The organism is Shinella yambaruensis (genome assembly GCF_050859155.1).
Lineage (GTDB): Bacteria > Pseudomonadota > Alphaproteobacteria > Rhizobiales > Rhizobiaceae > Shinella > Shinella yambaruensis.
Genome location: NZ_CP150638.1, coordinates 668835 through 684243 on the forward strand (window position 1 = coordinate 668835; position 15409 = coordinate 684243).

Consider the following 15409-nt stretch of genomic DNA (forward strand, 5'->3'; position numbering starts at 1 on the left):
ATGGACGAGGCGGACCGCATTGCCGGCCTTTACGAGCGCCATGCGGACGCCTTCGACCGTATCCGCGGCCGCGATCTCTCCGAGAAGCCATGGCTCGACCGCTTCACCGCGCCGCTGGCCGCTGGAGCCGCTATCCTTGACCTTGGCTGCGGCTCGGGCGAGCCGCTGGCCGCGAGTCTCATCACACGCGGCTTTGCCGTCACGGGCGTCGATGCATCGCAAACGCTGGTCGGCCTCTGCCGAGCGCGCCATCCCGCCCATGACTGGTACGTCGCCGACATGCGCGGCTTTGCCCCTGGCAAGACCTTCGCCGGCATTCTGGCCTGGCACAGCTTCTTCCACCTGACGCCGCAGGACCAGCGGGCGATGTTTCCCCGTTTTGCTGCCATGGCCGCATCGGGCGCGATGCTGCTGTTCACGTCGGGCCCATCGCAGGGTGTCGTCGTCGGCGCCTTCCAGGGCGAGCCGCTCTACCATGCCAGCCTCGACGGTGCGGAGTATCGGGAGCTTCTGGCGGCAAACGGCTTTGCCGTCGTGGAGCACCAGCGGGAGGATCCGGATTGTGGCGGCGCGACGGTCTGGCTGGCGCGGAAATCCGGATGATCCACCGTCAGGCTCCTGCTTGCGGGCAGGCGATACGGCTCCTATATCCTTGATCTAACTCAGAAGGAGCCCGCCTTGTCCGACCTTTCCGCCTTCCCCGTCACCAAGAAGTGGCCCGCCAGGAACCCCGATATCATCCAGCTCTATTCGCTGCCGACGCCGAACGGCGTGAAGGTGTCGATCGCGCTGGAGGAGCTCGGTCTGCCCTATGAGGCGCACCGCATCGAGTTCGGGCCCGAGGGCGTCAAGTCGCCGGACTTCATCTCGCTGAACCCGAACGGCCGCATTCCCGCGATCATCGATCCGGACGGCCCGGACGGCAAGCCGATCGGCCTCTTCGAATCGGGCGCGATCCTCGTGTATCTCGCCGAAAAGACCGGCAAGCTGATCCCGGCCGATGCCGCCGGGCGCTACGAGACGCTCGCCTGGGTCATGTTCCAGATGAGCGGCGTCGGGCCGATGTTCGGCCAGTTCGGCCATTTCTACAAGTTCGCCGCCGATAAGGTGGCCAACAATCCCTATCCTGCCGAGCGTTACCGCGACGAAGCCAAGCGCCTGCTCTCGATCCTCGAAGACCGCCTGAAGGACCGCCGGTGGATCATGGGCGACGAATACACCATCGCGGACATCACGACCTTCCCGTGGATCCGCGGCGCGGATGTGTTCTATGGCGGTCGCGAGGCGCTGGACTATGCAGGCTTCCCGGCCGTGATGGCCTGGCTGGAGCGCTGCCTTGCGCGTCCGGCGGCGATAAAGGGCCTCGAAATCCCCGCCAAGCCCTGACGCAAACGAAAAATCCGGCGGCGCGGCGATGAGTTGACGCCGCCGGTTCCGGCGCGCTACCTCTCGGAAAACAAGGACGGGACGGACGACATCGTGACGGGAAGACTGGTTGTTGCGGGCGGCGGTCAGGCCGCCTTTGCCCTGGTTGCCAAATTGCGCGCGCTGAAGGACGAGCGGCCGATCACCATCATCGCCGCCGAGGCGAGCCATCCCTACCAGCGTCCGCCGCTCTCCAAGAAATACCTGCTCGGCGAGGCCGATCTCGGCCGGCTGATGTTCCGCCCGGAAAGCTGGTATGCGGACAACAATGTCGAGATCCGCCTCTCGACCGAAGTCACCGCCATCGACCGCGCCGCAAGGACGGTGACGCTCAGCGACGGCTCGACGCTGCACTACGGCGTTCTGGCGCTCGCCACCGGCGCGACGCCGCGCCGCCTGCCGGCCGAGATCGGCGGTGACCTCGACGGCGTCTTCACCGTGCGCGACTACCGCGATGCCGATCGCCTCGGCCTCGAAATGCAGGAGGGCCGCCGGGCGCTCGTCGTCGGCGGCGGCTATATCGGCCTCGAGGCGGCGGCGGTCGCGCGGGGCAGGGGGCTGCATGTCACGGTCATCGAGATGGCCGACCGTATCCTCGCCCGCGTCGCCTCGCCGGCGACCGCCACGATCCTCAAGGCGATCCACACGGCGCGCGGCGTCGATGTGCGGGAAAAGACCGGCCTCGTCCGGCTCCTCGGCGAAAACGGCCGCGTCACCGGCGCGGAACTCTCCGACGGCTTCGTGCTGCCCGTCGACGTGGTGATCGCCGGCATCGGCGTTGCGCCGAACGACAGGCTTGCGCGCGATGCCGGGCTGGAGGTCGCAAACGGCATCGTCGTCGATGCCCATGCCCGCACCTCCGACCCGGCGATCTTCGCCATGGGCGACTGCGCGGTACTGCCCTTCGAAGGCAACCGCGTGCGGCTCGAATCCGTGCAGAATGCCGTCGACCAGGCGGAGGCCGCCGCCGCGGTCATCGCCGGCGGCGATCTGCCCTACGAGCCGAAACCCTGGTTCTGGTCCGACCAGTATGACGTCAAGCTGCAGATCGCCGGCTTTTGCATGGGATTCGACGATACCTTCGTGCGCCCCGGCGCGCGCGAGGGCAGCGTCTCCGTCTGGTACTTCCGCGCGGGCAGGCTGATCGCCGTCGACGCGGTCAACGATGCCAAGGCCTATGTGGTCGGCAAGAAGCTGATCGAGATGGGCCGCACGCCCGAGCGCGCCGCCCTGGAGGACCCCGCGACGGACCTCAAGGCCCTGACGCTCTGAGCGTGGTGATGCGCACAAGTTGAGCGGAATTTTTGTTACGGATTGGAACAGTTGTACTGTTTTGACTTTTGTTAAGTATGAACCGATGCAGGGCCTGGCGGCCCGGTATCGCCATATCTGAATTCACTCATTTTTTAGGGTTGTGCGGCTGAGTGGGGCCATCTCATTCCCACCGGTGACCTTTCATGCTCCGCATTCTGACCTGCCTGACCGTCGAGCACGACCTCCGTCTCGTCCTGCTCGCAGCCCTCATCTGCTTCCTGTCCTGCTATGTTGCGGTGACGCTGACGCAAAGGGCGCAGGCTGCCAAGGGCATGGCGCGCAATCTCTGGCTCGGGGCGGCCGGCACGTCGAGCGGCTTCGGCATCTGGGCAACGCATTTCATCGCCATGCTGGCCTACGACCCCGGCGTCGTCATGGGCTTCGGCATGGAGCTGACACTGGTCTCGCTCGGTGTCGCGATCGTCGTGACGACGATCGGCCTTGCCGTCGCCACCTATGTTCCCGGCAGGAGCGCGGCCGTCGCCGGCGGCCTGCTGCTCGGTGCCGGCGTCACCTCCATGCACTATATCGGCATGGCGGCGCTGGAAGTGCCGGGCACCCTCCATTGGGACCTCGCCTATGTGACGGCTTCGGTCGTTTGCGCCGGGCTCTTCGGGGCGCTTGCGCTGGTCTTCTGCATGCGCCCGCAGGCGCGGCTTCGCGACCGGGCGCTCGCCACCGTGCTGATGGCGCTCGGCGTCGTATCGCTGCATTTCACCGCCATGACGGCGGTGACGGTCACGCCCGGCCTGGTGCCGGTGAGCGACGACACGATCTTGTCCGTGGGCCTGATGGCGCCGCTGATCGCCGTCGTCGCCTTCTCGCTGCTCTTCACGGGCCTGACGGCGGCCGTCTTCGCGCGGCAGGCCGAGCTTGCGGCAAACGAGAGCATGCGCCAGTTCGCCATGCTGGTGCAGGGCGTCAAGGACTATGCCATCTACATGCTCGATCCGGACGGCCGCGTGGCCAACTGGAACGGCGGCGCCGAGCGCAACAAGGGCTACAAGGCGCACGAGATCGTCGGCCAGCATTTCTCGCGTTTCTACAGCGAGGAGGACCGCGCCGCCGGCGTGCCGGAGCAGGCGCTGGCGATCGCGCGGGAGGAAGGCAAATACGAGAATGAGGGCTGGCGCTATCGCAAGGACGGTTCGCGCTTCTGGGCGAACGTGGTGATGGACGCCATCTACGACACGGGCGGCACGCTTGTCGGCTATGCCAAGATCACCAAGGACGTGACGAAGGAAAAGGCCGATGCCGACCGTCTCGCCGAGGTGACGAAGAACCTCGACCTGGCGCTGGAAAACATGTCGCAGGGCCTCTGCCTGTTCGACAAGGACGAGCGCCTGCTGCTCGCCAACAAGCGCTACAGCGAGATCTTCGGCTTTCCGGAAGGCCGTATCCGCCCCGGCATGACGCTGCGCGAGATCGTCGACCAGGGCGTCGCCGACGTCTTCGTCGATCCCGAGGTCTGGCAGCCGCGGGCGCGCGACATGTATGCGCGCCGCCGCGCCGCCATCCAGGCCAATGACGGCGGCGTGATCGTCGAGAAGCTGGCAAGCGGCATTTCCGTGCAGCTGCGCTATCGCACGCTGCCGGATGGCGCATGGGTCGCCACCTATGAGGACGTGTCCGAGCGCCTGCGCTCGGAGGAGCAGATCTCCTTCCTCGCCCGCCATGACAGCCTGACGGGCCTGCCGAACCGCGCAAGCTTCAACAACCGCCTCGAAGCCGACCTCGATTCGGCGAAGCGCTTCGGCGGCAAGGTCGCGGCGATCGGCATCGACCTCGACAAGTTCAAGGAAATCAACGACACGCGCGGCCATGCCGCGGGCGACGAGGTGCTGATGACGCTTTCGAAGCGCATGCAGGCCTGCCTGGAGGCCGATGAGACGGTCGCCCGCTTCGGCGGCGACGAGTTCGCCGCGGCAAAGCGCTTCGAGGATGTGTCCGACCTCCACGATTTCATCCAGCGGCTGGAAGCCTGCCTCCACGAGGAAATCCGCATCGACGGCTACGATATCAAGCCGGGTGCCAGCCTCGGCGTGGCGATCTATCCGCAGGATGCCGACAATCTCGAGGCCCTGCTCAACAATGCCGACCTTGCCATGTATCGCGCCAAGGAAGCACTGACCGAGCGGGTCTGCTTCTACGAGGTCTCGATGGACGAGGCCGCCCGCAGCCGCCGCCTCATCGCCAACGATCTGTGGCAGGCGGTGGAGCGCAACGAGCTCCAGCTCCACTACCAGGTGCAGAAGGCGGTCACCACCGGGGATACGATCGGCTACGAGGTGCTGCTGCGCTGGCACCATCCGATGCGCGGCACGATTCCGCCGGGCGAGTTCATCCCGATCGCGGAAGAGTGCGGCGCCATCCTGCCGATCGGCGAATGGGTGCTGCGCGAGGCCTGCCGCGAGGCCGCGACCTGGGACAACGACCACAAGATCGCCGTCAACCTGTCGCCGGTGCAGCTCGGCAATGCCGATGTCGCCGACCTCGTGCACCGTGTGCTGCTGGATACGGGCCTCAGCCCGCACCGGCTGGAGCTGGAAATCACCGAATCGACCATCATCGGCGACAAGGAGCGGGCCCTCCAGACGCTACGCCGCATCAAGGCCTTCGGCGTCACCATCGCCATCGACGATTTCGGCACGGGCTATTCCTCGCTGGAAACCCTGCGCGCCTTCCCCTTCGACAAGATCAAGCTCGATCGCAGCTTCATGAGCGAGGTGGAGGCGAGCCCCGAGGCGAAGGCCATCATCCGCGCCATCCTGGCGCTCGGCCAGACGCTGCGCGTGCCGGTCCTGGCGGAAGGCGTGGAGACGCGCAGCCAGCTCGACATCCTGCTGGACGAGGGGTGCGACGAGGCCCAGGGCTACTTCCTCGGCCGTCCGGTGCCGGTGGAGCGCATCCGCACGGGGCCTGAGGCGAGCGAGGCGGCGTGAGGCTTGGCAGCCTCCCTCTGGCCTGCCGGCCATCTCCCCCTCAAGGGGGGAGATCGGATGGAGAGCCGTCTCGACCATCACAAACGCTGCGGAAAAGGCAATGCCCCGCGTCTTGCTGATCTCCCCCCTTGAGGGGGAGATGGCCGGCAGGCCAGAGGGGGGTAGGCGCCCGTCGCAAACGGGGTCGCTGCCAACCCCTACTGCCGCTTGAAGCGGCGGCCGGCGAGGTCGATCTGGAAACGGGGGAAGATGAAGACGCCGATGATGGAGCCGGCATACTTCTCCTCCAGGCCCGTCGATTCCCCGACGCAGAACACCGGCTGGCGCGGTGCGCCGTCGAGATGGATGGTCGTCGAGAAGCAGAAGGATGACGAGGACGCGGCCGCCTGCTCGAAGAGCTCCAGCACGCGCGTGCGGTCGAGCGGCTCGTAGCAGCGGATGAGGTTCAGGAGGCCGCAGGTGCGCTGCGGCAGGCCATGCGCCAGCGCCGCCTTGTCGCCCAGCATGAAGAGTCCGTTGGAAAGATCGCCGGTCCAGCGCTCCGTCACGCAATATTGCGTGAGCAGTTCGTTGTCTGTTTCGTCGAACCCCATCGAGCCCGGCAGAAAGGGCGACGAGAGATCAGTCTTGATTATCTTGAACACCTACGACCTCAGGCAGTTGCTCGAATTTAGCCGACATGTCCCGCCCTTGACGGCGCAAGACATGCTAAAAAGCAGTCCCGGCTGACAACCATCGAAGCCCGCCGAACCACTTTCTTATGTACTGAACTGCATCCGGCTCCGTCTGTGCTATCGGATCGGACGTACGCGCGAAGACCGCCGCTGACCTTCATGCAGGTCTTCCGGCGGTTTCTTTCCAGTGCTTGGGGACATCCGGCTGCACGACAAATCGACTGTAGTCCCGTCGAGTTTCAGCGGCTGAATCCCCCGTGAATCTTTAAAGTTCACTTGGAGCGTCTTTATAGTTGGTTTTTTGATGCCATCAACGGCTTTTTGATAATTATTGTACAATTGGAAAAATTCTTTTCACGGCAACGATACAGATGCCGCCCGTCTTTCGAACGCAAAAGGGGCGGCCCGAAGACCGCCCCTTCCGAACTGAACCGGATGGCTCGGATGTGCAGGCTTTCGCCTGTCACATCATGTCCATTCCACCCATGCCGCCCATGCCGCCCGGCATGCCGGCCGGAGCGTCCTTCTTCGGCAGCTCGGCGATCATGGCTTCCGTCGTGATCAGCAGCGAGGCGACCGAGGCGGCGTTCTGCAGCGCCGTGCGGACAACCTTGACCGGGTCGACGATGCCGAGCGAGATCAGGTCGCCGTATTCGCCGGTCTGGGCGTTGTAGCCGTAGTTGTCTTCGTTCTTGTCGAGGATCTTGCCGACGACGATCGAAGCTTCGTCACCTGCATTTTCCGCGATCTGGCGAACGAGGGCCTGGAGAGCCTTGCGCACGATGTTGATGCCGGCTTCCTGGTCGTCGTTCTCGCCCTTGGAGGCGATCTTGACGGAGGAACGCAGCAGGGCCACGCCGCCGCCCGGTACGATGCCTTCCTGAACGGCAGCGCGCGTCGCGTTGAGGGCGTCGTCGATGCGGTCCTTCTTTTCCTTCACTTCGACTTCCGTCGAGCCGCCGACGCGGATGACGGCAACGCCGCCGGCGAGCTTGGCAAGGCGTTCCTGCAGCTTCTCGCGGTCGTAGTCGGAGGTGGTTTCCTCGATCTGGGCCTTGATCTGCGCGACGCGGCCTTCGATCTCGGCCTTCTGGCCGGCACCGTCGACGATCGTCGTGTTTTCCTTGGAGATCGAGACCTTCTTGGCCTTGCCGAGCATGTCGAGCGTGACGTTCTCGAGCTTGATGCCAAGGTCTTCCGAGATGACCGTGCCGCCCGTCAGGATGGCGATGTCTTCGAGCATGGCCTTGCGGCGGTCGCCGAAGCCCGGAGCCTTGACGGCAGCGATCTTGAGGCCGCCGCGCAGCTTGTTGACGACGAGGGTCGCGAGGGCTTCGCCTTCGACGTCTTCAGCGACGATGACCAGCGGCTTGCCGGTCTGGACGACGGCTTCGAGAACCGGGAGCATTGCCTGGAGGTTCGAGAGCTTCTTCTCGTGCAGGAGAATGTAGGCGTCTTCGAGGTCGGCGACCATCTTTTCCGGGTTGGTCACGAAGTAGGGCGACAGGTAGCCGCGGTCGAACTGCATGCCTTCGACGACTTCGAGTTCGGTCTCGGCGGTCTTGGCTTCTTCAACCGTGATGACGCCTTCGTTGCCGACCTTCTGCATGGCTTCGGCAATGTCGAGACCGACCTGCTTGTCGCCGTTCGCGGAGATCGTGCCGACCTGGGCGACTTCTTCCGAGGTGTTGATCTTCTTGGCCTTGGCCTGGAGATCCTTGACGACTTCGGCGACGGCGAGGTCGATGCCGCGCTTCAGGTCCATCGGGTTCATGCCGGCGGCAACGGCCTTGTGGCCTTCGCGGACGATGGCCTGGGCGAGAACCGTGGCGGTCGTCGTGCCGTCGCCGGCGATGTCGTTGGTCTTGGAAGCGACCTCACGGACGAGCTGGGCGCCCATGTTCTCGAACTTGTCGTCGAGTTCGATTTCCTTGGCGACGGAAACGCCGTCCTTGGTGATGCGCGGAGCGCCGAAGGACTTGTCGATGACGACGTTGCGGCCCTTGGGACCGAGGGTTACCTTCACGGCGTCTGCGAGGACGTCGACGCCACGCAGCATCTTTTCGCGCGCGGTGCGGCCGAATTTGACTTCTTTGGCTGCCATTGTGAGAACTCCTGAAGAGGTGTCAGCGGAATTGGGAAAGGATTACCGGCGGATCAGCCGATGATGCCCATGATGTCGGCTTCCTTCATGATCAGAAGGTCTTCGCCGTCGAGCTTGACTTCGGTGCCCGACCACTTGCCGAACAGGACGCGGTCGCCGGCCTTGACGTCGAGCGCGACGACCTTGCCGCTTTCATCGCGGGCGCCGGAGCCGACGGCGACGACTTCGCCTTCCTGCGGCTTTTCCTTGGCGGTGTCCGGAATGATGATGCCGCCCTTGGTCTTGGCTTCGGATTCGACGCGACGAACGACGACGCGATCGTGAAGCGGGCGGAAGGTGGTGCTTGCCATTGTCTTATCCCTCGATCAAATGACATTGCGGATCGCGAGATGGATCCGGTGGATTGATGTTAGCACTCGTCTTTCGTGAGTGCTAGCGATGCCGAGATAGGCGGCTGGGCGTTTGGAGTCAAGAACGACGCCTGCAAAATTTTTCGCCCGGTATGAGTTACCGCAGCCGCCAGATGGGAGCGTCATCGCACGCCATCAAGACGGCGCGGTGAATTTTCATCCGTTTGCCCGTCGATGGGGCAAAAATGTGCGGAGAGGCTTGTTTTCTTGCCGTCGCTTTGCAATGTCAGCCGGGCTCGATCTCGACACGGGAATCCCTGATGGCTCACCGCATCCAATCCTTCCGCGACATCACGCAGCATTATGACGTGGTCCTTTGCGACGTCTGGGGCGTCCTGCACAATGGCGTCGAAGCCTTCTCCCATGCTTCCGAAGCGCTCGCCGCCGCGCGCGCGGCCGGGCTGACGGTCGTGCTGATCACCAATTCCCCGCGCCCGCATCCGGGTGTGAAAGTGCAGATCCGCGGCCTTGGCGTGACGGATGACGCCTACGACCGGATCGTCACGTCCGGCGACGTCACCCGCGCGCTGATCGCCGAGGGGCCGAAGAACATCTACTTCATCGGCGCCGAAAAGGACCTGCCGCTGCTCGACGGCCTCGGCGTCGAGCCGGTCGGGCTGGAGGAGGCCGGCATCGTCGTCTGCGCGGGCCTGCGCAGCGACGAGACGGAAACCGTCGAGGATTATCGCGCCGAGCTGACGGCGCTCGCGGCGCGGGAACTGCCCTTCATCTGCGCCAATCCCGACCTCGTCGTCGAGCGCGGCCACAAGCTCATTCCCTGTGCCGGCGCGATCGCCAAGCTCTATGAGGAACTGGGCGGCGCCACCCGGATCGCCGGCAAGCCGCACCGCCCGATCTACGAGAAATCGATCGCCGAGGCGCGCGAGGTGCGCGGCGATTTCGACCTCTCGCGGGTGATCGCCATCGGCGACGGCATGCCGACGGACGTGCGCGGCGCGGAGGCCTTCGGCCTCGACGTGCTGTATATTTCGGGTGGCATCCACGCGCAGGACTATGTCGAGGGCGGTCGCACGGACGAGGCGAAGCTGGAGGCCTTCCTGAAACGCGAGGGCGCCCACCCGAAATGGTGGATGCCCCGGTTGCAGTGACGGAGACGGTCGTCATGACGGTGTTTCACAGGAACGAGACGAGGGAGCCGCTGCCGAAGCACCTGCGCGGCGGCGTCGTCGCCATCGGCAATTTCGACGGCGTGCATCGCGGCCACCAGGCCGTTCTGCAGCGGGCGCTCGATATCGCCGCCGAGCGCGGCATTCCCGCCCTGGTGCTGACCTTCGAGCCGCATCCGCGCACGGTCTTCCGGCCCGAGCGCCCGGTCTTCCGCCTGACGCCGGCGCCGCTGAAGGCCCGCATCCTCGAAGGCATGGGTTTTTCCGCCGTCATCGAATACCCGTTCGACCGCAGCTTCTCCGAAATCTCCGCGCACGATTTCATCCGTACCGTCCTGATGGACTGGCTGCACGCGTCCGAGGTCGTCACCGGCTTCGATTTTCACTTCGGCAAGGGCAGGGAAGGCGGGCCGGCCTTCCTGATGGCCGCCGGCCAGGAAAACGGTTTCGGCGTCACGCTGGTCGACGCCTTCCGCGACGAGAACGCCTCGGTCATCTCCTCCAGCTTCATCCGTGCCCTGCTCGGCGAAGGCGCGGTTGCGGAAGCCGCCGGCCAGCTCGGCTACCGCTACACGGTGGAGGCCGAGGTCATCGACGGCAAGAAGCTCGGCCGCACGCTCGGCTATCCGACCGCCAACATGCAGCTTCCGCCGGAAGTGGAACTGCGCAGCGGCATCTACGCCGTGCGCTTCCGCCGGTCCGACGGAAGCCTCCACGACGGCGTCGCCAGCTACGGCCGCCGCCCGACGGTCGATGCGAACGGCGCGCCGCTGCTCGAAACCTTCCTCTTCGATTTCTCCGGCGACCTCTACGGCGAGGTCTGCGCCGTCTCCTTCTTCGGCCACCTGCGCGACGAACTGAAGTTCGACGGCCTCGATGCGCTCGTCGTGCAGATGAAGCGCGACGAGGAGGAGGCACGGGCGCTGCTCTCCGGTGTTTCGCCGCTGGGACCGATCGACCGGCGGCTCTGTTTCTGATCGCAAGCGACGGCCTTACCGTCGGCAATTTGTTGACGAATCTTGCCCCATTCTCCTTCGTCATCCTCGGGCTTGACCCGAGGATCCTGTGTGTTTGGTCTGATGTAAGATGGTTGCGGGAAGGAGGCCGAGAGGATCCAGGCCGCCGTTTGTGACGGCAGGCCGCGGCATGGCTTGGCCCCTTCCCGCTTCGCCCATCAACCTGAACAGTTGCACGGGGCTGTCGCCACAGACCCCGCACACAGGAGCAGGCGCCATGACGATACACCATACCTTCATCGGCTGCGACATCGGCAAGGACATGATCGACATCTTCGATCCGAAAACGGCCAGGTTCTGCCGCATCCCCAACGAGCAGACCGCGCTGTCCGCTTTTGCCCGTGGTCTCGACCCGGCCACCGACCTGGTCGTCTTCGAGGCGACAGGTCATTGCGACCGGCTGCTGCGCCTGTGTCTTTCGCAGGCCGGCATCGCCTTTGCCCGCGTCAACCCGAAGACGGCCCGGCGCTTTGCCGAAGCGCGGGGACGGCTGGCCAAGACCGACCGCATCGATGCCCGCTCGCTTTGCGAGATGGGAACCATGTTCGGCCTGACGGCCGAGGCGCCGCCTTGCCCGGTGCGCGAGCGCCTGGCGGCCCTTGCCCGCCGCCGGGATCAGCTCGTCGATGCCCGTGCAACCGAGCGCCGGCATCTTTGCGATGCCTTCGATCCCGCCGTCCGCGCCGACATCGAGGCCATGATCGCCATCCTCGGCGAGAGGATCGCCTCGATCCAGGCTGCGATCGACGAGCAGATGAAGAATGGACATCTCGCTCAGCAGGCGCACCGCCTTACCTCCGCGCCCGGCGTGGGCAAGGTGACAGCCTTGACCCTGCTGGCCCATATGCCCGAACTCGGCAGCCTTTCGCCCAAAACAGCCGCAAGCCTTGCCGGCCTTGCTCCCTTCAATGACGATTCCGGCAGGAGATCCGGCCGCCGCCGCATCAAGGGCGGCAGGCCACGCGTGCGAAAGGCCCTCTACATGGCGGCCCTCGGCGCCATCAAGGCCTCAGCGCGCCTGCGCGCCTTCCATCAGGCCGTCTCAGCCAGAACAGGTTCCGCAAAGGCCGGCATCATCGCCGTCGCGCGAAAGCTCATCACGATCCTCAACGCAATGCAGCGCGACAAAACCAACTTCGCTTGAACACAGTTGCCATTTTTTTCAACGGCTTATGGATCCTCGGGTCAAGCCCGAGGATGACGAAGGAGAGGTCTGGCAGTCTTTGTCAGCGTCCCGCCGCGGCTTTGCCGCTCGTCATGTCTTTTCAAACCGCCCAAAACGCCGTAAGACCGCGCGCATGATGCTCGACCGGCTGACCATCGATCTGCGAATTAGTGGCCCGGCCTTCCGCGCGCTCTGAGCGAGGCCGGAAGGTCCGGGATTTCGGGCGTTTCGAAAGCGCCCCCGCCGTCAGTGCCCATTGCATGACCTGACACCTTCCCCGCATGCGCGAAAGATGCGCGCGACGAGACGATAGCCATACCCATGACCGATACGCCCGAAAAAGTCGACTATTCCTCCACCCTCTACCTGCCGCAGACGGATTTCCCGATGCGCGCCGGCCTGCCGCAGAAGGAGCCGGAAACGGTGGCCCGCTGGCAGAAGATGGGTCTCTACAAGAAGCTGCGCGCCTCCGCGGCCGGCCGCGAGAAGTTCGTGCTGCACGACGGCCCGCCCTATGCCAACGGCAACATCCATATCGGCCACGCGCTGAACAAGATCCTCAAGGACGTCATCAACCGCTCGTTCCAGATGCGCGGCTATGACGCCAACTACGTGCCCGGCTGGGACTGCCACGGCCTTCCGATCGAATGGAAGATCGAGGAGAAGTACCGCGAGAAGGGCAAGAACAAGGACGAGGTGCCGGTCAACGAATTCCGCAGGGAATGCCGCGACTTCGCCACCGGCTGGATCAAGATCCAGTCGGACGAGTTCAAGCGCCTCGGCATCGAGGGCGACTTCGACAATCCCTACACGACGATGAATTTCCACGCCGAGGCCCGCATCGCCGGCGAACTGCTGAAGATCGCCAAGAGCGGCCAGCTCTACCGCGGCTCCAAGCCCGTCATGTGGTCGGTCGTCGAGCGCACGGCGCTGGCGGAAGCCGAAGTGGAATATGCCGACGTCGAGAGCGACATGATCTGGGTGAAGTTCCCGATCGTGGACGGTGCCGCCGACCTTCAGGGCAATTATGTCGTCATCTGGACGACCACGCCCTGGACGATCCCCGGCAACCGCGCCATCGCCTTCTCCTCGCGCTATCCCTATGGCCTGTTCGAAGTCGAAAGCGCGCAGAACGATTTCGGCCCGCAGCCCGCCGAGAAGCTGATCTTCGCGACGCGCCTTGCCGATGAGGCGGCCGCGAAGGCGAAGCTCACCTTCAGGTTCGTGCGCGATATCGAGCCGGCCGAACTCGCCGCGCTCACCTGCGCCCATCCGCTGAAGGACCTCGGCTACACGTTCCCGGTCCCGCTGCTCGACGGCGACCACGTCACCGACGACGCCGGCACCGGCTTCGTGCACACGGCACCCAGCCACGGCCGCGAGGACTTCGATGCCTGGACGGCCAAGGCCCGCGAACTGGAAGCGCGCGGCATCTCCTCGAAAATCCCGTTCCCGGTCGACGACGCCGGCTTCTACACGGCAGACGCCCCCGGCTTCGAGGGCGCGCGCGTCATGGACGACAACGGCAAGAAGGGCGATGCCAACGAGCGCGTCATCAAGGCGCTCATCGCCGCCAACACCCTGTTCGCCCGGGGCCGCCTGAAGCATTCCTACCCGCATTCCTGGCGCTCCAAGAAACCGGTGATCTTCCGCAACACGCCGCAGTGGTTCGTCTACATGGACAAGGAACTCGGCGACGGCACGACGCTGCGCTCGCGTTCGCTCGCGGCGATCGACGACACCCGCTTCGTGCCCGCCACCGGCCAGAACCGCCTGCGCGCCATGATCGAGAGCCGCCCGGACTGGGTGCTGTCGCGCCAGCGCGCCTGGGGCGTGCCGATCGCCGTCTTCGCCGACGAGAACGGCGAGGTCCTGGTCGACGCCGCCGTCAATGCCCGCATCATCGAGGCCTTCGAGAAGGAAGGCGCCGACGCCTGGTTCGCCGAGGGCGCCAAGGAGCGCTTCCTCGGCAATGACCATGATCCGGCCAGGTGGACGCAGGTCATGGACATCCTCGACGTCTGGTTCGATTCGGGCTCGACGCACACCTTCACGCTCGAGGACCGCCCGGACCTGAAATGGCCGGCCGACGTCTATCTCGAAGGCTCCGACCAGCACCGCGGCTGGTTCCACTCCTCGCTGCTCGAAAGCTGCGCGACGCGCGGCCGTGCGCCCTATAATGCCGTCATCACCCATGGCTTCACCATGGACGAGAAGGGCGAGAAGATGTCGAAGTCCAAGGGCAACGTCGTCTCGCCGCAGGACGTGATGAAGGAATCGGGCGCCGACATCCTGCGCCTCTGGGTGATGACGACGGACTACTGGGAAGACCAGCGCCTCGGCAAGACGATCATCCAGACCAACATCGACGCCTACCGCAAGCTGCGCAACACGGTGCGCTGGATGCTGGGAACGCTGGCGCACGACACGGGCGAGGAAATCGCCCATGCCGACATGCCGGAGCTGGAAAGGCTGATGCTGCACCGGCTGTCGGAACTCGACGCGCTCGTGCGCGAGGGCTATGACGCGTTCGATTTCAAGAAGATCGCCCGCGCGCTGATCGACTTCTCCAATGTCGAGCTCTCGGCCTTCTACTTCGACGTGCGCAAGGATGCGCTCTACTGCGATGCCCCGTCCTCGCTGAAGCGCCGCGCAGCGCTTTGCGTCATCCGCAAGCTGTTCGAATGCCTCGTCACCTGGCTTGCCCCCATGCTGCCCTTCACGATGGAAGAGGCGTGGCTGTCGCTGAGGCCCGATGCCGTCTCGGTGCACCTTGAGCAGTTCCCGGCGGTTCCGGCCGAATGGCGCGACGATGCGCTCGAAGCCAAGTGGGAGAAGATCCGCGCCGTGCGCTCGGTCGTCACCGGCGCGCTGGAGATCGAGCGCCGCGAGAAGCGCATCGGCGCCTCGCTGGAGGCCGCCCCGGTCGTCTCGATCGCCGATCCGGAGCTGCTTGCCGCCCTCGAAGGCCAGGATTTCGCGGAGATCTGCATCACCTCGGCCATCAGCGTGGTTGCCGGCGAAGGCCCGGCCGAGGCCTTCCGCCTGGCCGACGTCGCCAAGGTCGCCGTCGAGCCGAAGCTGGCGGAAGGCCGCAAATGCGCCCGGTCCTGGCGCATCACGACGGATGTCGGCAGCGATCCGGACTACCCGGACGTCTCGGCCCGCGATGCGGCGGCGCTGCGCGAGATCGGCTTCCGCCGCGCGGCATAAACGCCTCGGCTCTGTTGAC

General features: G+C 65.1%; 11 protein-coding genes. 8 read left to right on the forward strand and 3 right to left on the reverse strand.

Features of this window, described 5'->3' with window-relative positions; all coding sequences use genetic code 11:
- From WMC41_RS03215 to WMC41_RS03230, 4 genes are all read left to right on the forward strand, one after another.
- Entirely contained in the window at nucleotides 1-603 is a 603-nt protein-coding gene (locus WMC41_RS03215) for a class I SAM-dependent DNA methyltransferase (RefSeq protein WP_432347015.1), read from the forward strand.
- A 75-nt stretch (nucleotides 604-678) separates the two neighbouring features.
- Complete coding sequence (locus WMC41_RS03220) at nucleotides 679-1386, forward strand: glutathione S-transferase C-terminal domain-containing protein (protein ID WP_244767911.1); 708 nt, start codon at nucleotides 679-681, stop codon at nucleotides 1384-1386.
- Nucleotides 1387-1479: 93 nt separating this feature from the next.
- On the forward strand, nucleotides 1480-2697 hold the full coding sequence (locus WMC41_RS03225; protein WP_432348242.1) for an NAD(P)/FAD-dependent oxidoreductase: 1218 nt from the start codon (nucleotides 1480-1482) through the stop codon (nucleotides 2695-2697).
- A gap of 185 nt (nucleotides 2698-2882) precedes the next feature.
- Nucleotides 2883-5681, forward strand: a complete 2799-nt coding sequence (locus WMC41_RS03230; RefSeq protein WP_432347016.1) for a bifunctional diguanylate cyclase/phosphodiesterase — start codon at nucleotides 2883-2885, stop codon at nucleotides 5679-5681.
- Nucleotides 5682-5878: 197 nt separating this feature from the next.
- Here the strand turns inward: WMC41_RS03230 and WMC41_RS03235 are convergent, their stop codons facing one another.
- The 3 genes from WMC41_RS03235 to groES all read right to left on the reverse strand — a co-directional run bounded on the left by WMC41_RS03235 (nucleotide 5879) and on the right by groES (nucleotide 8809).
- Nucleotides 5879-6325: a hypothetical protein gene (locus WMC41_RS03235; protein WP_244767909.1), complete on the reverse strand. Its 447-nt coding sequence runs from the start codon at nucleotides 6323-6325 to the stop codon at nucleotides 5879-5881.
- 493 nt (nucleotides 6326-6818) lie between these two features.
- Nucleotides 6819-8459 carry a chaperonin GroEL gene (gene groL / locus WMC41_RS03240; protein ID WP_244767908.1) on the reverse strand — a complete coding sequence of 547 codons (1641 nt, stop codon included), beginning with the start codon at nucleotides 8457-8459 and terminating at the stop codon, nucleotides 6819-6821.
- Nucleotides 8460-8512: 53 nt separating this feature from the next.
- Nucleotides 8513-8809 carry a co-chaperone GroES gene (gene groES, locus WMC41_RS03245; RefSeq protein WP_119254427.1) on the reverse strand — a complete coding sequence of 99 codons (297 nt, stop codon included), beginning with the start codon at nucleotides 8807-8809 and terminating at the stop codon, nucleotides 8513-8515.
- Between the two features lie 320 nt (nucleotides 8810-9129).
- Here groES and WMC41_RS03250 point away from each other — a divergent pair, with 320 nt between their 5' ends.
- From WMC41_RS03250 to ileS, 4 genes are all read left to right on the forward strand, one after another.
- Entirely contained in the window at nucleotides 9130-9978 is an 849-nt protein-coding gene (locus WMC41_RS03250) for a TIGR01459 family HAD-type hydrolase (protein WP_288080620.1), read from the forward strand.
- 14 nt (nucleotides 9979-9992) lie between these two features.
- Nucleotides 9993-10973: a bifunctional riboflavin kinase/FAD synthetase gene (locus tag WMC41_RS03255; RefSeq protein WP_432347017.1), complete on the forward strand. Its 981-nt coding sequence runs from the start codon at nucleotides 9993-9995 to the stop codon at nucleotides 10971-10973.
- Between the two features lie 256 nt (nucleotides 10974-11229).
- On the forward strand, nucleotides 11230-12156 hold the full coding sequence (locus WMC41_RS03260) for an IS110 family transposase (RefSeq protein WP_432343682.1): 927 nt from the start codon (nucleotides 11230-11232) through the stop codon (nucleotides 12154-12156).
- 342 nt (nucleotides 12157-12498) lie between these two features.
- A complete protein-coding gene (gene ileS, locus WMC41_RS03265; RefSeq protein WP_432347018.1) occupies nucleotides 12499-15390 on the forward strand; it encodes an isoleucine--tRNA ligase in 2892 nt (963 codons plus the stop codon).
- Nucleotides 15391-15409 lie beyond the last annotated feature (19 nt).

Coding starts and splice junctions, on each gene's coding strand:
- WMC41_RS03215 (WP_432347015.1), top strand. CDS start 1: ATGGACGAGGCGGACCGCATTGCCGGCCTTTACGAGCGCCATGCGGAC.
- WMC41_RS03230 (WP_432347016.1), top strand. CDS start 2,883: ATGCTCCGCATTCTGACCTGCCTGACCGTCGAGCACGACCTCCGTCTC.
- groL (WP_244767908.1), bottom strand. CDS start 8,459: ATGGCAGCCAAAGAAGTCAAATTCGGCCGCACCGCGCGCGAAAAGATG.
- groES (WP_119254427.1), bottom strand. CDS start 8,809: ATGGCAAGCACCACCTTCCGCCCGCTTCACGATCGCGTCGTCGTTCGT.
- WMC41_RS03250 (WP_288080620.1), top strand. CDS start 9,130: ATGGCTCACCGCATCCAATCCTTCCGCGACATCACGCAGCATTATGAC.
- WMC41_RS03255 (WP_432347017.1), top strand. CDS start 9,993: ATGACGGTGTTTCACAGGAACGAGACGAGGGAGCCGCTGCCGAAGCAC.
- WMC41_RS03260 (WP_432343682.1), top strand. CDS start 11,230: ATGACGATACACCATACCTTCATCGGCTGCGACATCGGCAAGGACATG.
- ileS (WP_432347018.1), top strand. CDS start 12,499: ATGACCGATACGCCCGAAAAAGTCGACTATTCCTCCACCCTCTACCTG.